General features: G+C 32.9%; 15 protein-coding genes. 3 read left to right on the plus strand and 12 right to left on the minus strand.

All coding sequences use genetic code 11. The features are described 5' to 3' along the window. Position 1: 1 nt before the first annotated feature. Together SG0102_RS11815 and SG0102_RS15315 are read right to left on the minus strand one after the other, a co-directional pair. Positions 2-1,438 carry a lipopolysaccharide biosynthesis protein gene (locus SG0102_RS11815; protein WP_125120115.1) on the minus strand — a complete coding sequence of 479 codons (1,437 nt, stop codon included), beginning with the start codon at positions 1,436-1,438 and terminating at the stop codon, positions 2-4. Between the two features lie 177 nt (positions 1,439-1,615). Then, positions 1,616-2,158 carry a hypothetical protein gene (locus SG0102_RS15315; RefSeq protein WP_148668856.1) on the minus strand — a complete coding sequence of 181 codons (543 nt, stop codon included), beginning with the start codon at positions 2,156-2,158 and terminating at the stop codon, positions 1,616-1,618. Between the two features lie 80 nt (positions 2,159-2,238). On the opposite strand from SG0102_RS15315, the gene SG0102_RS11820 reads away from it, so the two are divergent. After that, positions 2,239-3,639: an ISL3 family transposase gene (locus SG0102_RS11820; protein ID WP_125118654.1), complete on the plus strand. Its 1,401-nt coding sequence runs from the start codon at positions 2,239-2,241 to the stop codon at positions 3,637-3,639. Positions 3,640-3,644: 5 nt separating this feature from the next. Here SG0102_RS11820 and SG0102_RS16000 read toward each other — a convergent pair whose 3' ends face one another. The 10 genes from SG0102_RS16000 to SG0102_RS11865 form a co-directional block, all read right to left on the minus strand. Next, a complete protein-coding gene (locus SG0102_RS16000; protein WP_408609982.1) occupies positions 3,645-4,310 on the minus strand; it encodes an acyltransferase family protein in 666 nt (221 codons plus the stop codon). 325 nt (positions 4,311-4,635) lie between these two features. Continuing rightward, the gene (locus SG0102_RS11825; RefSeq protein WP_125120116.1) at positions 4,636-5,727 is read right to left on the minus strand and encodes a glycosyltransferase family 4 protein; all 1,092 of its coding nucleotides are present in this window, start codon (positions 5,725-5,727) and stop codon (positions 4,636-4,638) included. A 112-nt stretch (positions 5,728-5,839) separates the two neighbouring features. Then, on the minus strand, positions 5,840-6,961 hold the full coding sequence (locus SG0102_RS11830) for an EpsG family protein (RefSeq protein WP_125120117.1): 1,122 nt from the start codon (positions 6,959-6,961) through the stop codon (positions 5,840-5,842). Next, complete coding sequence (locus SG0102_RS11835; protein ID WP_125120118.1) at positions 6,952-7,782, minus strand: glycosyltransferase family 2 protein; 831 nt, start codon at positions 7,780-7,782, stop codon at positions 6,952-6,954. Before SG0102_RS11835 ends, SG0102_RS11830 begins: the two co-directional genes overlap by 10 nt. Beyond that, a complete protein-coding gene (locus SG0102_RS11840; protein WP_148668857.1) occupies positions 7,766-8,737 on the minus strand; it encodes a hypothetical protein in 972 nt (323 codons plus the stop codon). The genes SG0102_RS11835 and SG0102_RS11840 overlap by 17 nt, the downstream gene beginning before the upstream one ends. A 700-nt stretch (positions 8,738-9,437) precedes the next feature. Further along, a complete protein-coding gene (locus SG0102_RS11845) occupies positions 9,438-10,415 on the minus strand; it encodes a glycosyltransferase family 2 protein (RefSeq protein WP_125120120.1) in 978 nt (325 codons plus the stop codon). Next, positions 10,412-11,440, minus strand: a complete 1,029-nt coding sequence (locus tag SG0102_RS11850; protein ID WP_197715040.1) for a glycosyltransferase — start codon at positions 11,438-11,440, stop codon at positions 10,412-10,414. Before SG0102_RS11850 ends, SG0102_RS11845 begins: the two co-directional genes overlap by 4 nt. 101 nt (positions 11,441-11,541) lie before the next feature. Then, positions 11,542-12,621, minus strand: coding sequence for a glycosyltransferase (locus SG0102_RS11855; RefSeq protein WP_125120122.1), 1,080 nt, complete (start codon positions 12,619-12,621; stop codon positions 11,542-11,544). Between the two features lie 109 nt (positions 12,622-12,730). After that, entirely contained in the window at positions 12,731-13,642 is a 912-nt protein-coding gene (locus SG0102_RS11860; RefSeq protein WP_125120123.1) for a nucleotidyltransferase family protein, read from the minus strand. Between the two features lie 13 nt (positions 13,643-13,655). After that, positions 13,656-15,107, minus strand: a complete 1,452-nt coding sequence (locus SG0102_RS11865) for a sugar transferase (RefSeq protein ID WP_125120124.1) — start codon at positions 15,105-15,107, stop codon at positions 13,656-13,658. Between the two features lie 299 nt (positions 15,108-15,406). On the opposite strand from SG0102_RS11865, the gene SG0102_RS11870 reads away from it, so the two are divergent. Together SG0102_RS11870 and SG0102_RS11875 are read left to right on the plus strand one after the other, a co-directional pair. Then, entirely contained in the window at positions 15,407-16,423 is a 1,017-nt protein-coding gene (locus SG0102_RS11870) for an IS1595 family transposase (protein ID WP_125118233.1), read from the plus strand. A gap of 376 nt (positions 16,424-16,799) precedes the next feature. Continuing rightward, complete coding sequence (locus SG0102_RS11875; RefSeq protein WP_162300207.1) at positions 16,800-17,984, plus strand: Ig-like domain-containing protein; 1,185 nt, start codon at positions 16,800-16,802, stop codon at positions 17,982-17,984. Positions 17,985-18,008: the final 24 nt, after the last annotated feature.

The raw sequence follows: 18,008 nt of genomic DNA on the forward strand, positions 1-18,008 counted from the left end.
CTCACTTTCTATGTACCAATTTTGATAATACCAACTTCATATCAGCGACATAGCAAACTACAACCACCAAAAACAATCCTATTATAACTCCGTACATAAAAATCTGATTTTCAATTGTACACAAAGCAATAGCCTGAATTATCAACAGAATATAGCTACATACATCTCTTACAACATTAATCTTTAGTTTAATATATTTTCTGCTTTGAAAAAAACGAATAAAAAAGACTTCCCCATAACTAATTGTTGTTGCTATCGCGGCTCCCATTGGACCAATCACTGGGGTGAATATTATATTTAATACAATATTACTAATTGCACCAACAACTGTGCTGATAGCGAAAACTTTGCTATTTTTCACTGCCGAGAAAAACCCTCCTATATATCCACTCATGGCACCAAATAAAATAGCAATTGTCAGCCAAGGCACATATTTCCAAGCATCATAAAAATTCTGTGCATATAAAATTTTTGCCAAAATCTTATCAAAAACAATAATCATTGAACATACGATTGTCATCAAACAATTATATGTTCGATATGTTTTTGCAAAAAAACCACTTTCATCATTTGGATCAAAATCCTTAACTGCCGATAAAGTCCACGCCTGATTAAATATCGTTTGGAAAATATTAAGAATGGAAGGTATCTTAGAAGCCACAGAATAAACACCATTAGCAGCTAAACCACAGAAAAATATAACGACATATCGATCTGAAGCATTATTAACCCACCATGCTAATGCATTGGCAATGAGAGGCTTAGAATAATCAGTCATTTTCTTTTCTAAAACTTTTGGTGTTACATTTCCATTTGACTCTATTGCAGTATTATCTTTTCTTAATGTATCAATATGAACATTAGCTCTAATCGCAAGATAAATACTCTGAACCAAAGGCCCAATAATATTCGCTAAGAAATATCCAACAAGCCCCCATTTAAAATAAACAAGGAAAATAATATTCAAACCAATTGTAATAACTGAGGCAATGACACTTGAGACCGATAGATCGGCAACGCGATCAATTCCTCTTATATAGCAAGTTATCACTCCTGAAAGTGATTGCGTTAAAAACATCAGGAAAAAGAAAATTGCATACTGTTTTCCAAGACTCGAAAAGACAAAAATATTGTTAACAAGCAGACCTGCAGCAACAAGAACATTCGATACCAGCAAGTATTTCATGCCTATTCTAATAACAGTTTTATTGTCATAATCTTTATCCAATGCAAATATTAATACAGCATCCTGAATATTTAATGTTAGAATAGGAAGTAAGACTCCTACTGTTGTCATAAATAAATCATATGTCCCATATTGTTCAGTTGTTAATATGCTTGTATATAATGGGACTAAGAAGAAGCTAAGTAATTTTGTTGCAAAACTGCTTAACGTTAATAGTCCTATGTTTTTTATTAAGTATTTATATTTTCCCATTTATCTTGACTTGACTCCTTTTTTATCTTTTTATAAATTTGTATATTACATTAAACTATTGAAGAGTTAGCCTCAATGTCAGTATCATACTTTTTAATCTTTATAACATAGCCCTCCTTGAGCAGCATCCAAAGCTTCCTCGAAATTCCTAGAGATACAAGCAATATGATGTTATTTTCATCTATAAGTCATTAATACGTGCTTCTCTAAAGCAAGATATCTCTTTCTTAATATGCCATACAAACTATCGCTCACCTTTTTTACAAGCTTCCCAAACAAAATTTTATACATGATAGCAGCTAAATGAGCAAATACGAATATTGCGAAAGCAAGGCAAATCGTCCAAAAGATGACATAATCATATCCAAAGTGATCATGTATATAAATCCATAGAAATGGTCTATAACATCCCCTTAAAATTATGTTTTCATGAATAATGTAAACCAGTAATGATGAGCTAGATATATAGTTTATAACCTTATTTTTGAATGATATTTTTCTTGCTATATTAAATAATGCTATTGCCATGAGAATAGTGAAAGGATTACAGTTTGTTGCCCAACGTGTCATTTTATCCTGTAAAAATGAAATATGCAAACCAGTAATTTCCGTAAGTAAGATTAATCCAAAAAGGCCAAATAATGCAATACTAAAAGAAATAATATTTTTCTTGGGTCTGTACTTTTTCCTATGGAGTAGGTTGTACACAATTAATTCCAAAATATTGAAATAAAAAGAGGTCTACCGTATGATAGTGACTGTATCTTGGCGGATATAAGTAACTAACAAGGAGACCTCAAATGGATTATACACAATTAGCTATTAACACTCAATCTAAAAATACAATCATTGATGATGGATATCTGAAGATTCCTAACACATTAACTGGGTTTATTAATACTGACACTGAAATTGAAGATGATCCTAAGAAAGCCGATCACAAGATCATTGTCTATAAGGGCATTCAGACTGTTTCGGATGAGGATAGAATCTGTGAGTGCTGTGGTGCTCACATGTACAAGAACATGATCTGCGCTCCTACAAGAATCAAGCACTTCAGCTACGGCCCAACAAGCACGGTTGTGGAAGTCAGCCTTAATCAGATGCAGTGTACAAATCCTGAATGTAATGCTACAAAGATGCAGGGTGTTCCATTCAAGTCAAAGCACCATCGCATTACTAAGGCTCTTGAAGAATTCATTGAAAAGCTCCTCGGCAGAGCCTCATTCACTCTTAAGAGCATCTCAGAGCTTACAGGAGTTGGTAAGAATATTGTTAAGGCCATTGACCTTAGAAGACTAAAGAGACTCTATACCGTTGATGGAAAAACTCTTAGAAAGCCGCAAAAGTTCTGCAAATACCTTGGAATTGATGAATTCAAGCTTCATAACGGCTACAAGTATGCCACTCACATCATTGATATGGAAACAGGAAATGTTCTCTGGATCGCCAGAGGAAAGTCTAAGCAGGTTGTCTATGACTTCATTGACTATGTCGGTGAGGAATGGATGGATCATGTTGAGGCCATCGGCTGTGACATGAACAGCGACTTTGAGGAAGCGTTTGAGGAAAGATGTACTCATATACAGCCTGTTTTTGACTACTTTCATATTGTAAAGAACATGAATGAAAAGCTGATCAATGAAATCAGAAAGGATGAGCAGGCACGTCTTATCGCTGAAGGAAATATGGAAGCTGCTAAGCATCTTAAGAAGTCTAAGCACGTTTTATGCTCAAAGAAGGCAACGCGTGACAGGAAGGATGAGGCTGCTCAGAAAGGCATTGTGAAGCAGAAAAAGTCAGATCTGTTTAACCTTCCAGAAATCAAGGCTATCGGTGGGTGGAACGATAAGTTTGATCTTCTTATTAAAGAAAATGAGCTGCTGTTCAAAGCTGATCTTATCAAAGAAAAGATAACAGCAGCCTATCAGGAAGATCATGAATGGAAAATGGCTAAACAGATTATTGAGATCATTGATCTATGCAATGAGACAAAGAATGAACATTTCATTTGGTTTGCTAATCTTCTTTCCAATCATTTTGAAGGTATCATAGCTCATGCAACAATCAAAATCACAAGTTCTAAAATTGAAGGAATTAACAACCGCATTAAGACAATACGTCGAATGGGTTATGGCTATCCTGATGATGAATATTTCTTCTTGAAAATCATTGATATGAGTCGAAGAAATCCGCTATAGGGAAATTAGCTATTCCATAGGAAAAGTGATTGAGCCTTTTTCTTCATACTATTCGCAAAATCAGTTAAGTACTTCTTCATGTAAGCCACACAAAAATAGATTGTTATCCATAAAATGATCATCGAAGGGAAGAACCAATCCCACTCGATAAAATCCATAAGAATATACATAAAAGAAAGTGCTGCTGTACATCTAAATAATTGCTTCTGATTCATTTTATTTATTACATTGTTTAATATCGGATGTAACGGATAAAAAATAAGATAACAAGTCATGTACCAGTTGTTCATAAATAAAGTTGGAAATAAGCTCTTTATCATAAGACTAGCAGGTATATTTGCTCTTAAAATCACAAAAGTTATAAATAAAATAGATATAGATATAAACCATATTTCAACGAGCATAAGTAACCATTTTTGTTTATTATATCTATTGCTATTTAACATAAACCATGTAGAACATATGAAAAAGATTGAGTTACCTAAAGAACCAAAATGATAAAATACTAACAATATAATATTTTGGACATTAGTTGTAGCATTTGAAATATTTATGACGTAACTATTATTAGTAATAATAGAACTATTTGATACCAGCGTTTGAACAACGTGAAATAGAACAATCATAAAAATTGCTATTATTTTTAGTGACTCAATTCCTGATTCTCTTATTCGTTTGCTTGCTTAGATTCTAGCCCAATATACATATCAATAAATACCCCTATCCAAAAATTTTGATAATCTAAAGTTCGGTGGAAGCTGAACAGGTTCCACAATTATGCGTTTTTTGCTTTTGAACATTTCCAGTTCGTATCACCTTCGTGTTGAAGTACAATATCTCATGGCCTTAAAAAAGTTGAATAGCCTACGTTTCGTTAATGCACAAAGAATTGCAGATACATATGGTATTGTTACCAAAAGAAAAATCACTTTGCCTAGAATTATATTCTAGTATTCATATACTACTTTTAACTATCAATTCCTTCTTCGTTAATTTTTATTTTTTCCTTACCGTAGTGTCATCCTTATCCGCCAAGTTTATTAACACAGATTCAAATTTATCAAAGGACTTGTCCCACGATAATCCTTCTGCAGTTTTACGTCCATTTTTTTCTAATGTTTCTCGTAAATCCGCATTGGATGCTATGCTAACGATATTGGTAGCAAGATTATCCACATCATAAGGTTCACATAACAGTGCATTAATGCCATTATTACCAATTTCCGTCATACAACCAGTTTTAGTACCAGCAACAGCACATCCACATGACATTGCCTCTACTGGAGTTAATCCCCAGCCTTCTTCACGTGATGGATAAATAAATACATCTGATGTTTGATATAACTCAACTAATTTTTCTTTCGCAGGACTTTGATAATAGTGCTTTACATCACTAATATTAGGATCATCAGGCATTCCAAACATCACAAGTGATAAATTAGGAATAACTTCTTTAGCTTTTCTAAAAGCTGCTAATCCATCATCTATTCCTTTCTTTGAAAGCTTATGATATAACATCAGGCATTGGATTTCACCATCTTTATGTCTCATATTCTTCTTACTTCTATCTGGAATAAATCGTTCTATATCCATACCATTATGAATCAGATCACCTGGTTTACACCCTAGTTCATTAACAAGTATAGAATCAATCCACTTTGCGATTATAATGTGGTGTAGTGGCAATTTATAGGACGCTTTACCAAGTTTCTCATTATCCCAAATTTCAAAGTCTTGAATAAAATAAACTTTTTTTCCTTTGTCTTCACTCAATTCATTTACTTGAAATGCAGTTGGCCATGCTGTTGCAATTGTTATATCAGCGTTTCTAATAGATTTATTTGAAATTTTTAATTGCCTTACTATTTTGACTTTAGGGAATTGCTTTGTTTCTTCCACAAAATTCTTCTTATGAATTATTGCATTTACAATATGTCTTAAGTTTAAGTAATTGTTTGCATATTCATCTAATATAGGCGTATAGCAAACAACATCATGTCCCCTTTTGTTGAATTCCTCTGCGTATCTTAGCATTACAAGAAAGCCACCTGATAAACCCCATCTTGGAAAAATAACATTTATTTTCATACGATTCACACTTTCATATCATTTATTACTTCAATTCAACGTCGTAGCACACTTAAAGTATTTTTATTAGATATAAGCAAGTTGTGCTTTTATATCTGATTTCTTTAAATTTCTAAAACAATTTATTCTGAAAGAAAAAAGGTATAAATACTGATTTGAAATTTGTATTATTCAAAACCAAGTTATACAGATTAATAATTGACATTGATATTGTCACTACTGCTATTTCCAAATTTTTCTTGTTAATTCGTGTTAATGCATTTGTAAAACTATGCTTTCCTTTTTTCTCGATAAAGTAACCTGAGATAAACATATAATTAAACAATGACAGTCCTACCTGTATTCTATAAAATTCAATCGAATATGGAAGTAATGCTATTATTGCTAAAATTATTATATTAAAATCTAATGCAGTAGTAGAATCTATAATCCCTCTATTTTGAATATGGAATGCATATTTAAATAATATAATAATAAGTAGCAATAATCCGAATCTAACAATCATGTTAAATGAATAAATCAAAATTGCATTTTGACCCATATTTGCTGTATTTGCTAAGGCTGCACTAATCTTATCTCCTACGCCAATAAAAGTACCGATTTTAATTAATGTTGAAGGTGTTAAAATAACTCTAAATACAAATATTACAATTAAAACGGCAATTATAATTTTTCTTCGTTCAATTTTTTTTGCTAAAAGTAGTAATAGATATAATATATTTATTGAATGAAAGCAAGTTGCTAACACAACACAAATTATGTATCTTATGCTAGGTGGAAGATTCCCTCTCATCTTATTTTTACAATACAATTCATTTAGATATCGTAAAGCAAATATCACGATTGATAATCCAAGTGTAAAACGCATTTGGACTGCATCCATACAAAGCGGGAATATCATGTACATTGCTAAGACGAAATTTTTATTAACGGTTAACTCATTAATCGTACTCATTATTAATAGAACTTCAACTGCAGAAATTATCATCTTATAATTTTCAAATGATGCACCTAAATTATTAAACACAACCATTAATAATGAATATCCTGGTTCTGTTGATCCTGTAAAAACCTTATAATTATTGTATCTAGCCAAATAAATTCCTTCATCTGCTAATCCTGATGAGAATGCAATTAATATCCAAATCCATACACCAGTAAGAATAAACAATAATTTTGATTTTCTATATTTTAAACAGAGAATCATAATTATCAAACTAATTATTAATGCCATTTCATTCCCTCCAACAAGCCTTTCAGCCTGTTGCTAACTTTCGCAAACTTTTTATTTTCATATAAAATAATCAAAATTATAAATTTGATTTCTCGTAGAATTGTGCGAGTAAAAGAAACATATTCAGGATACTTTTTTGCAAGATATATATTATTTCGTGCAGAATAATAATTTCTTAGTGGAGATTCACCATATACGATATATTCTTTTCCTAATAATTTTACATTTCTTCCATGTCCAACTTCGTGTAATACACCATCAAAATTTATTTTGTAAATCTTGTATCCATGTGATCTGAAATTATAACAAATATCCCAATCTACACCATCAATAAACATACTTGTATCATATCCATCAGTATCTTTATACGCTTTAACGTTTGTAAAGGATGCACTTGTTATACATTTTTCAATTTCTTTATAATTTTCATGCTGATTAAAATCATTTTTTTCCGAAAAATTTCTATCAATTATATTGCAACTTAATATCCCAACATCTGGTAAATTAGTAAACTTCTTATATTCTTCGATCAAGCCATCATAACAAACAGAATCCTGATCCAAGGTTAAGACCCAAGAATAATTTTTTTTGATTGCATAATCCATTGCTTGTTTTAAAGCAGTGGCAACACCTAGATTTTCTTTATTTATTATGTAATCTACATTTAATATAGAAGACAATAAATCTTGAATATCTTGAAAGTTTTCTGAGTTATTATCTATAATTAGAACCCTGTCCACTTGCTTAGCAATTGCATCGACATTCAATCTTAATCTATCTAAATTTGAATTGTACGTAGTAATACTAGCTAATGTTTTCATTCTTATCAAACCTTTCTAACCATTGTTTAAATGAATATTCATTTTTATAAATATCGTAGTTTGTTTCATCATAGTTAGAAGACACAAATTCGCTCAATCTATTTTCTTTATCCTCACCAATAATAAATATATTTTGCGGGTTGTAAAAGTCATATTTTTTTATGCTTTTCATATTTGTGATCAACTTTTTTTTCAAACATAAAGCCTCTAATGGCCTTAACGTCAATCCAGTCTGGCCATCTGCAACCAAATCAACAATTACCTTTGAAGAAGCACATTTTTCTTTTACTTCTTCATATGATAATGGCTTTTTATATGGAATATCATATTTATTTGAATGAAGACCACTATTGTTATACTCAACAAGATTAAAATCATATGAAATCTTATTTTCATCAAACTGCTTTTTTAGAACAGCTAAAAGTTTGGCACGATCTTTATCTACCCCAACATAAAATACATCGCAGTTGCTGCGAGATTTTACTTTCGAAGATGTGGTTTTAAGGTTTTCCTCAATAAAGAATTGTGTATTTAATTTCATATTAAATTTTTTTGCATCAACTGGGTCAAAAGTCCACATTTCACAATTCAAGCCCTTAAATTTCTCAGGTTTTATTGTCCTAATTACTGGATTCCAATACCACAATATTATCCTCTTGTTCGGGTATCTTTTGTTTATATATTTAACTATTTCTACTGCATTTCCAGTATCAAATACTATTACCTCTTTCGAGCCAGCAATTTTTTTGATCCAATCTGTGAAAATTATATTTTTGATAGGAAGATCTAATTTCAAAATTATCTTTCTTATATATCTAAAGATTTTATTTTCTGATTTAAATATATTACAAATATCCGCATATTGATAATCAAGTGGGAAATAATTGTTCTCGGTCTGTACTATTAAAATAAGTTGCTTATTCATTAATAATCCTACTTTCCATATTATTTTCATTTATTTCGTTATAGTCCTAATTTCCCTAATAAATAAATGAAAAAATATAATTTACGCTTAATAAAAATGATTAATTTTGAGTTTTCTTTGCTTAGAAATATCTAAAAGAGTCTAAGTTTAGGGTAATAACAACCATATCATTACTTATATACTTTCAATTTTTTGATTCTTTTTTGTATTTCAATGAACGATTGAACTAAAATAACTATTTATACTGTTATGCAATCGCATGATCCAAATGTTAATCTAAAGAATCAACTTGTCTTATAATATATATTCCTTCGTTTGTTTTTATAGAACTGTTTGCTGCAATACTATAGTCACTATTAAAAAGTATCTTCTAAAAAGTAAGATGTTTTCCAATAAATAAATTTGAAAAATATTTTTTATTGTAGCCAAAATATGAAATATATTTTTATGATAACCTTTTTGATTTCCCCCTTTTCAGGGCATCTTCAATCGACTTATTTAAACGTATTTGTTTAAGAATAGACGCATTTTTAGCTTTAACTTTATTTGTTTTTGTGAAGAATCACTTCATGATAAGGTCAATAAATGAATCATTTAAATCTTTGAAAATTTATCTTTCTCTTCATTTACCTTTGATGATAAAGGCATTCTCATGATACCTGCTACAGTAGCTATAACTTCGATTCCTTTTCCTTTTTCACTGTGAAGTAATGGAAATATTCATCAATTACTAGCTAGTACCCTTTTGTGTCCTAACATATATCATATGCAGGAATTTATATCCACCATATGATAAGAATGCAGCTATTCTAGCCTTTTTTCTTCCAAACCTATTTGTCATAACACTATATCTGTATTTTTTTATTTCTTGCCATAAGTTTTCTTTTGTTTGTTTAAACTCTGGACTCGAAATTTGAAAAAGGATATTACAGACTGTACTAAAATATCTACATTCTGCTGCTCTTTTTAATGATGGATAATTATGAATAATATAATTTTTGAAATCATCCATATGGTTTATTGCATCCATTTTTCTCATAGAGAAGGTTGTTTGTGCAATACTTGTTGATCTTTGAAAATAAAAATAGTCTATATTGGGAATGACTGCCACTTTGTTTGTTTTTTCTACAAGTAGGTATGTGGTTGGAATGTCCTCATAAAGTTTTCCAACAGGATATTTAACTCCTTCAAATAAATCTGTCTTATAGAGTTTGCCCCATGCTGAAACCTCAACACCATCCTGATAAAGAAGTTTTTTATAGAATTCCTCTCTACTTAACACTGCTATATCTTTCATATCTACTTTTTTAGCTTCAGGTATATTATCACCTTCATAATAATCAGCAAACCAGCTTGTAGCTATCTCACATCCACTTTTTTGTATTGCAATCCATAAATTTTCTATAAAAAACTGTGAAATAAAATCATCACTGTCAATACAAGTGATATATTCTCCTTGCGCTATTTCTATCCCAGCATTTCTTGCATCCGAAAGTCCACCATTTTTCTTGTGAATAACCTTGATCCGATTATCTTCCTTCTTATAATCGTCACAAATTTTTCCACAATTATCAGGTGATCCGTCATCCACTAGAATAATTTCCAAATTTGAGTAAGTCTGTCTTCTTATACTTTCAACACATCTTTTTAAATACTGTTCTACATTGTATATTGGTACAATAACACTAATCAGTGGATTATCGTTCATTTTGACCTCCTTGATGCTCTATTACGATTCACGTCATTTAGTACATACTTTTTTAATAGTTTCTCGTGTTCCTCGGAAACTCTCCGAGCATTAAACCTCCTATGTACATCTTCCAGTCCCTGTGTCACCAATCTATCTTTTCCCCCATCTTCCTGATAGATTCGTTGCACTTCCTTACTTGCCACAATAGGCTTACCTGCCATCATATATTCAGGTAAAGCTAAACCGAAACCTTCCCAGCGGCTTAGTAAGCATGCTACATCAAATAGTTCTACATAACTCATTGGATTATCAACCCATCCTGTAATATGAAGACTATCATAGACCCCATTGTCTTTTGCATACTTTCTGATTTCGTCTTCCTGATCTCCGTTTCCAACGATAATAAAGTGTGCATTGATAACTTTATCTTTCACCTGTTTTGCCATCTTTACAAACACATCAGGTGCTTTCTGCGGACTTATTCTCCCAACCATACCAACAACAAATGCATCTTTTGGTATGCCTAGGTCTTTCCTCTTAATAGCACCATGTATTCCATTTTCATAAGCTTCAATATCTACACCATTAAAAATAACTTGCAGCTTATCTTCTCCACAAATTTTCTTATCTAGTGCTGACTGTTTCTCGGCATTTGAAATGCAGATAATCTTATCGCAAAACGGTGCAGCTAACTTTTCAATAGCTGTGTACATTGCCTTCTTTTTCGCAGAAGACCGCATGTTTAATGCCCAGCCATGTGGGGTATATACGCAAAAATTCTTAAGACCAATATCAGGATTATACTTCTTTATCAAGTTTCTAACCTCTTTAATTGCTTTTAAGTCATTACTGCCAATTGCTCTTGTCATCTCAACATGTTCAAAAAAATCCACTAGTCCGATGTAGTCCTCCTCGTGGAAATCCTGTGAGCAAACTAGTATATTCTCAAATTTGTCTTTATCCAAATACTTAAGAAGCATTCGGATGTAATGATCTACGCCACCAACAACCTGTGCTACATGTAAAACTCTTATCTTTTTCATTATGCTACCGCCTTTGCAGTAACATAATGAGCTGACCCAATACCAACGGAGTATGCAATGGTGTACGGCCTGACTACTACACTACAATGTGTTAAGTCATGCTATAACCTCCGCTTATTCAGCGCACTTTCGTACTTTTCACTATACAACTGTGCCATTACTTTTGTGTTATATATCTTCAAAATATCCTGATATGCTCTTTCTGTCAGTTTTCCAGTATTGCATTGGCAATCTTCGATTGCTTTTACAAACTCTTCAACTTTCGTACATACAAAGCCGTTCTCACCGTTATGAATGACATCTCGGTTACCGATCACGTTACTTACCACACATACTTTCTTCATATACATAGATTCAAGTAACGATATTGGTAGACCTTCCCACCTACTTGGCAGAAGGAAAACGTCTGCATTAACCGCATATCTAATCGCCGTGCTTCGATCGGCCCAGCCTGTGATCTCGATATTTTTACTTGTTAGTTCTCCCCGGAGTTCACCATCACCAATCCATACAAATTTTACATTTGGAAGTGATTTTGCTATTTCATTAAATAATGTAGGATTCTTCTGGTAACAAATTCTTCCTAACGTATAAACAGTAAATGGATGTTCAACCTTTTTTGTCTTATCAATAATGTCCTGTAGCTCAGCCATGTTAATACCATTGTTCACATAGGTAGCACGTTTAGTAAGTTTCAAAGATTCCTGATGCTCACCCACACTGCAACTGATAGTTGTACAATTTCTTTTTGCGCATACAGACTCAATCAGTTTAAACATTTTGCGTTTCATCGGTTTATAACTTTCCATTAAGAAGCTGTACCCGTGTGGAGTATAAAACACAGGAATTTTCCCATTAAATGCTAACCTACCAATCACACCAGCCTTACTGCTATGGAGATGAATGATATCAGGCTTAACCTCTGCTGCTATTTTTTTAACTTCAAAAAATGCAGCAACATCTTTTGCCGGATCAATTGCCCGGTCAAAATTTTTAACTTCAATTAAATGAATTCGCTTATCAAAGTAGTCCTTATAATTTTCTGGTGTTTGCTTTCGCACTGCGTAAGCAATGTACATGTCATAAGAGTTGACAAGTTCATTAGCAAGGTCAACTATGTAAGTAAAAACGCCTCCACCCATAGCTTCGACTATATATAATATTTTCTTTTTCTCAGCCATTGCTTACATCCTCCGCATATCCCTAATTTTATATCAACACATCCTACTGAATGGTATTTCTATTTCATTTTCCCGTTTGTTCACCAAACAGCTAAGATATTTTTGTTTCCTATAAACTACTAAATAAATCAGCTTTGTAGACACCTTTGTCTACTAATTCCTTGAAGCTGTCAATGACAAAGTCTTTGTCTTCTGCATAAGTGACACCAAACCACTTATCACTTGTTTCTAAGACTTTTACAGATACTTTGCCCTGTTCCAGTAATTCTCCAATATAGACAGGAATCAGGTATTCCCCTTTCATTGGATCTTTATTGTTCTCAAAGAATTCCACAAATCCATCTTCTAATGTCTGCATGAATGCTGGGGATAAAGCCCACATATTCATTGAGACATTGGCGTTAGGATCTAATGCCACACCATTGACTTCAGCACCAGTCGCTGTTTTCGCAATGTCATGAGTTTCATGAACATCAGTTAAGTACCCCTGATCATTCACTTCACAAAGGCCACGGGTGACAGTTCCGTTATCACTTAAGGTGTTTTTAAGAATAAAACCAGCCATGGCAAATTCATGATCACCATGTCCTTCTACTAAGAAATCATGTAATAACTTAAAAGCTTCTTTACCATAATAATCATCGGCGTTGATGACGCAGAATGGTTCATGCACTAAATCTTTTGCGGCTAAGACAGCCTGACTAGTACCCCAAGGTTTTGTTCTGCCTTCAGGGCACTTGATTCCAGCTGGTAAGTTATGTAAATCCTGGAAACAATACCCAACCTCTACGTTATGGGCATGGCAGATCTTTTCAATACGATTACCAATAATATCTTTGAAATCCTGTTCAATGTCTTTACGAATGATGAAGATGACTTTATTAAAGCCGGCTTCAATGGCATCATGGATGGAATAATCCATAATAATTTCTTTATTAGGACCGACTGGTGTTAACTGTTTAATGCCTCCGCCAAAGCGAGAGCCAATCCCAGCAGCCATAATAACTAATGACGTTTTCATGTCTGTTTACCCCCTATTCAGCACCATCGTGCTTTATAACCCCAATAATGGTTTTTAATAAAAGACGGACATCCATTGCGTTTGTCCAATTATCTATATATTCCGTATCTAATCTCACAACTTCTTCAAAGTCTGTAATATCACTTCTGCCATTAGCCTGCCACATACCTGTAATACCAGGTCTAATAGCCATTCTCTTACGATGATGAGGCGTGTATTTTTCCCATTCATCTAATGTAGGAGGTCTTGTTCCCACTAAAGACATATCTCCCTTTAATACATTAAAAAACTGAGGAAATTCATCTAATGATGTTTTTCTAATGAAGTTTCCGATTCCCTTTGGTTTCCCGTTTTTATCTTTCTTTTCTGATCCAATAATTCTTGGATCATCATCCATCTTAAACATCATGCCATCACCCATTTTATTTTGAGACATGAGTTCTGCTTTCCTTTGATCAGCATCTTTATACATGGATCTAAATTTATACATCTTAAATATCTTACCGTTCTTCCCTACACGTTTAGATGTATAAAAGATTGGCCCTGGATCTTTTATAAAGATCATTGGTCCAACAAATAGTGTTATTATAAGTGTAAAGAGACAGCCAACTATACCACCTAATACATCCATTACCCTTTTGATAAAAAGACGTGCTGGGGGAATACTGCGATATGAATTAGAAGCTACGATATAATTACCAAGCTTTTGAATATACTCCCCATCATTGGCAGGCGCTGGGGCTACAATTACATGAGTGGTAATGCCCATAACCTCAAAAACATCTCTTAAGTGTTCAATACTCTTATCATCTTGTATAGCTAAAGTTGCACTATCCACCCAGTTATGGGTAGCATATTCAATCATATCATCACTGCTGCCTAAAATAGGCACATTGCCGCTTTTCTTAATATGACCATCATAATCCATTAAGAATGCTCCCATAATGGAATAACCCTTATACGTTTTAGTCACTAAGTTATCTAAGACAGTATGAATATGTTTCGAATCAGATAACACAATCATTGCTTTATTAGAGCCATAATGTGATAACTTCTTCCGTAAGTGTGCTTTCCATAATGTTCTTATGATCATACTTAAGACAATATAGATAGGATATAAGATAAGGATCACAATACGTGAAGAAGCATTACCTTGCTGAAGGATATATAAAATTACAATGTTAATGACAAACATGCCCACTGCCTGTTTCACAATCCTCATAAACTCTTCCGGACCATCATTCTTTAAGATGTTCTTATATGGATCATCAAAGACGATTGTCATAAAGAAACATAGCAAAAGAATCACGACTTCGGCATAGAAGATATAATGATTCATTGCAATGATCTGAGCAAGCGAACTTCTATATCTTATGAAATTGGCTAAAAGAAATGAAATTTCTAACATTATCAGATCAAATACTATAAAGTCCCAGTGTTTGACCCAATTTTTTCTGGTATACAAGCAAACTCCCCCATTCCCAAGTTTTTAATCGCTATTTCCCTGTCAAGCGATTGATTACGCGTGTAAGCATATCATTGAAGGGTCTCATTTGCAATACCAAATACAAATTTAATTGATTTATGTTATGTTTTTTAAAATAAAAATATTGTTATAGTTTAATTTTATTAGTATCAAATTCGTGTTGTTAACAAATAAGTGACTTTCACATATAAGCTCCGTATTTATCCCTTTCAAGCGATGTATTGAACATCAGGATATATGTATATTTGCTAAAATATATAGTACCTGGAGGTATTAATATGGAAATTCAAAACATTGCTGCTAACTTATCTAATATTAAACTAGATCAATTTCAAATTGAACAGATTCTTGATATGGTTGAGGAGTATATTGAAGCTAATGAAACTGCGTCTACACCTATCATAGAGCATTGCCCAAAATGTCCTGAAAAACATCCTAAAATGATCAAAGCAGGACACACAAAAAGTGGCAAGCAAATGTATAGATGTAAAAGCTGTAATAAACGCTTTGTAGCGGATACCGGTCAATTAACTTTCTATTCACATCAGAGCCTTTCAAAGTGGAAAATTGTTCTTAAAGATACACTCAACGGTTTAGCTTTACGCGAAACTGCATTCAAAATCGGTGTGCATTATGTAACTGTATTTAGAATGCGTCATAAGCTACTTCATTTCATTGAAATGATCCTAGCTAATGATTCTGTAGGTGATGTAGCTGAAATAGATGAGAAGTACATCCTGGCGAGTCATAAAGGGACCAAGCTGGAAGGCGTTGATCCTCGAAAACATGGATCAATAGCACCGAAACCAGGCATAACTGATATTCTAGTATGTATTATGACCGTAGTTTCCCGAGGCGGAAATACATTTATTCACACCTATAATACCGGTCGACCTACTGACGTGAATGGCTATGAATTTTGTCAGCATATTGATAAAGAAAGCTACTGCTTTATAGATGGTATCAATATTTATGACTGGAGTCTGAAAAAACGAAATTGCGGCGTAAAGCATCTAAAACTCGATGAGTATACAAAAACTGATCATTTGAATACTGTAAATGGACTTCATTCATTTATTGAATCAGAAATCATCTATTATAGAAATATATCTACAAAGTATATAAATAGATATAACTCGTTATTTATGATCCAATATAATTTCAGAAAACTCAATATCAGCGAGAAAGTTACAAAGCTTTTAGGGATGCTGAGACAGCATCAGCAATATTTCTACATTCGCCAACTCAGTAAAGAAAGTATATTTAAGTTTAGCAATAGTATATTTGATCTGTAAAAATAAAGTTAATGGAATTTATGACTCGTAGAGAGATATTAAATTGTGCGCTATCAACTAAAAATCATACCAAGTCACTAAATTGTTAACAACACGATCAAATTTCACATGCTTTATAGTATTATTTCATGCGATAATGTATACTTTTGTCATTGTATCCGTTTTCATCGCACCCATAATAATAATAATAATAATAATAATAATAATAATATCTTGAAGTTATAAGCAATAAACTCCTTTATAAACAAATATAATAAACCATCTATTATTTATTTATAGTTCTATAACTAATTTATTATATTCATATGCTATTGAAAATCTTTTGCATTCTATCATAGTTTTTAGTACTATAATGATAATTACAGGAGAGATGCATATGAAGAAAACATATATCAAAGGAGTTGTAGTCTTTGCCTTAATTGTTGGTATTAATGCCATTATGAACAAAGTCCTCACCCCAAAAATAGAAACATCCAAATATCACTATACCTTAAGTGCTAGCCAGCTAGATCTTAAAAAAGGAGCTATTTATACAGTTGCGGCTACCGGTGATGATGCCACAAAAATCAAATGGTTATCCTCTGATCCTCAGGTTGCTACGATCAGCAAGACCGGCCAGGTCATTGCGAAAAAAACCGGTCAAACGATTATTTCTGCTAATGTAAAATCAGAATTCAAAGACTTAATTGTCAACGTCACAAATACCGCTAAAGCAGATGTTCTCATCTATAGTGATTCACAGGTGACACCGGCAGCCAGCGAAGTTATTAATAAGATCAGTATTGCGAAATTTAAGTTAACCTTATCTTCTAATACTTATACCTATGATGGCAAAGCGAAAAAGCCAAAGGTACAGGTTGAAACCAATGATCATAAGATCTTAGTCAAAAATAAAGACTATACTGTAAAATACGCAAAGAACAAGAAACCAGGTACGGCTAAAGTTATTGTGACAGGGAAAAATGATTATACCGGGACATTACTTGGTTCATTCAAGATTGAAAAGAGCAGTGATGAAAACACCTCATCCACTAATACCAATAATGTTGCTGCAAAATCAGATACGCTTGCTAATGATATTGCAACGCCTTCCGTTCCAACGGAAAACTACACAACAAGCTATCAGAATACAACATTAACCCCAACTACGAACTATACATATAGACCACAGTCTATTACGCCAAAAAAAGCAACGAAGACTACTAAGCCGACAATACCAAAGAAGAAAACAGAAACACCAAAGAAGAATACGAATAATTCTACCAGCAATAAGACCACGAGCTCAAATGCATCAAACAACAGCAATTCTTCGGCTTCATCAAGTTCTTCTCATGATTCTCATACTGATCGTGATACAAGTGGTTCTTCTAGTCATGGCACTATTAGTGACAATACATCAGAAAATAATAGTTCCACAACTACAAGCAATACAAATAACACAAATAATACGACAAGTAGTTCATCACAAACATCCTCTAGTAGCTCAACAGGTAATTCACCAACTGAATCCTCAAGCTCATCTTCTTCACCATCAGAAAGCGATACAACTGTAATCGCTTAGCGGCAGAGATAAAATCTCTACCGC

This window comes from Intestinibaculum porci (assembly GCF_003925875.1).
GTDB lineage: Bacteria > Bacillota_I > Bacilli_A > Erysipelotrichales > Coprobacillaceae > Intestinibaculum > Intestinibaculum porci.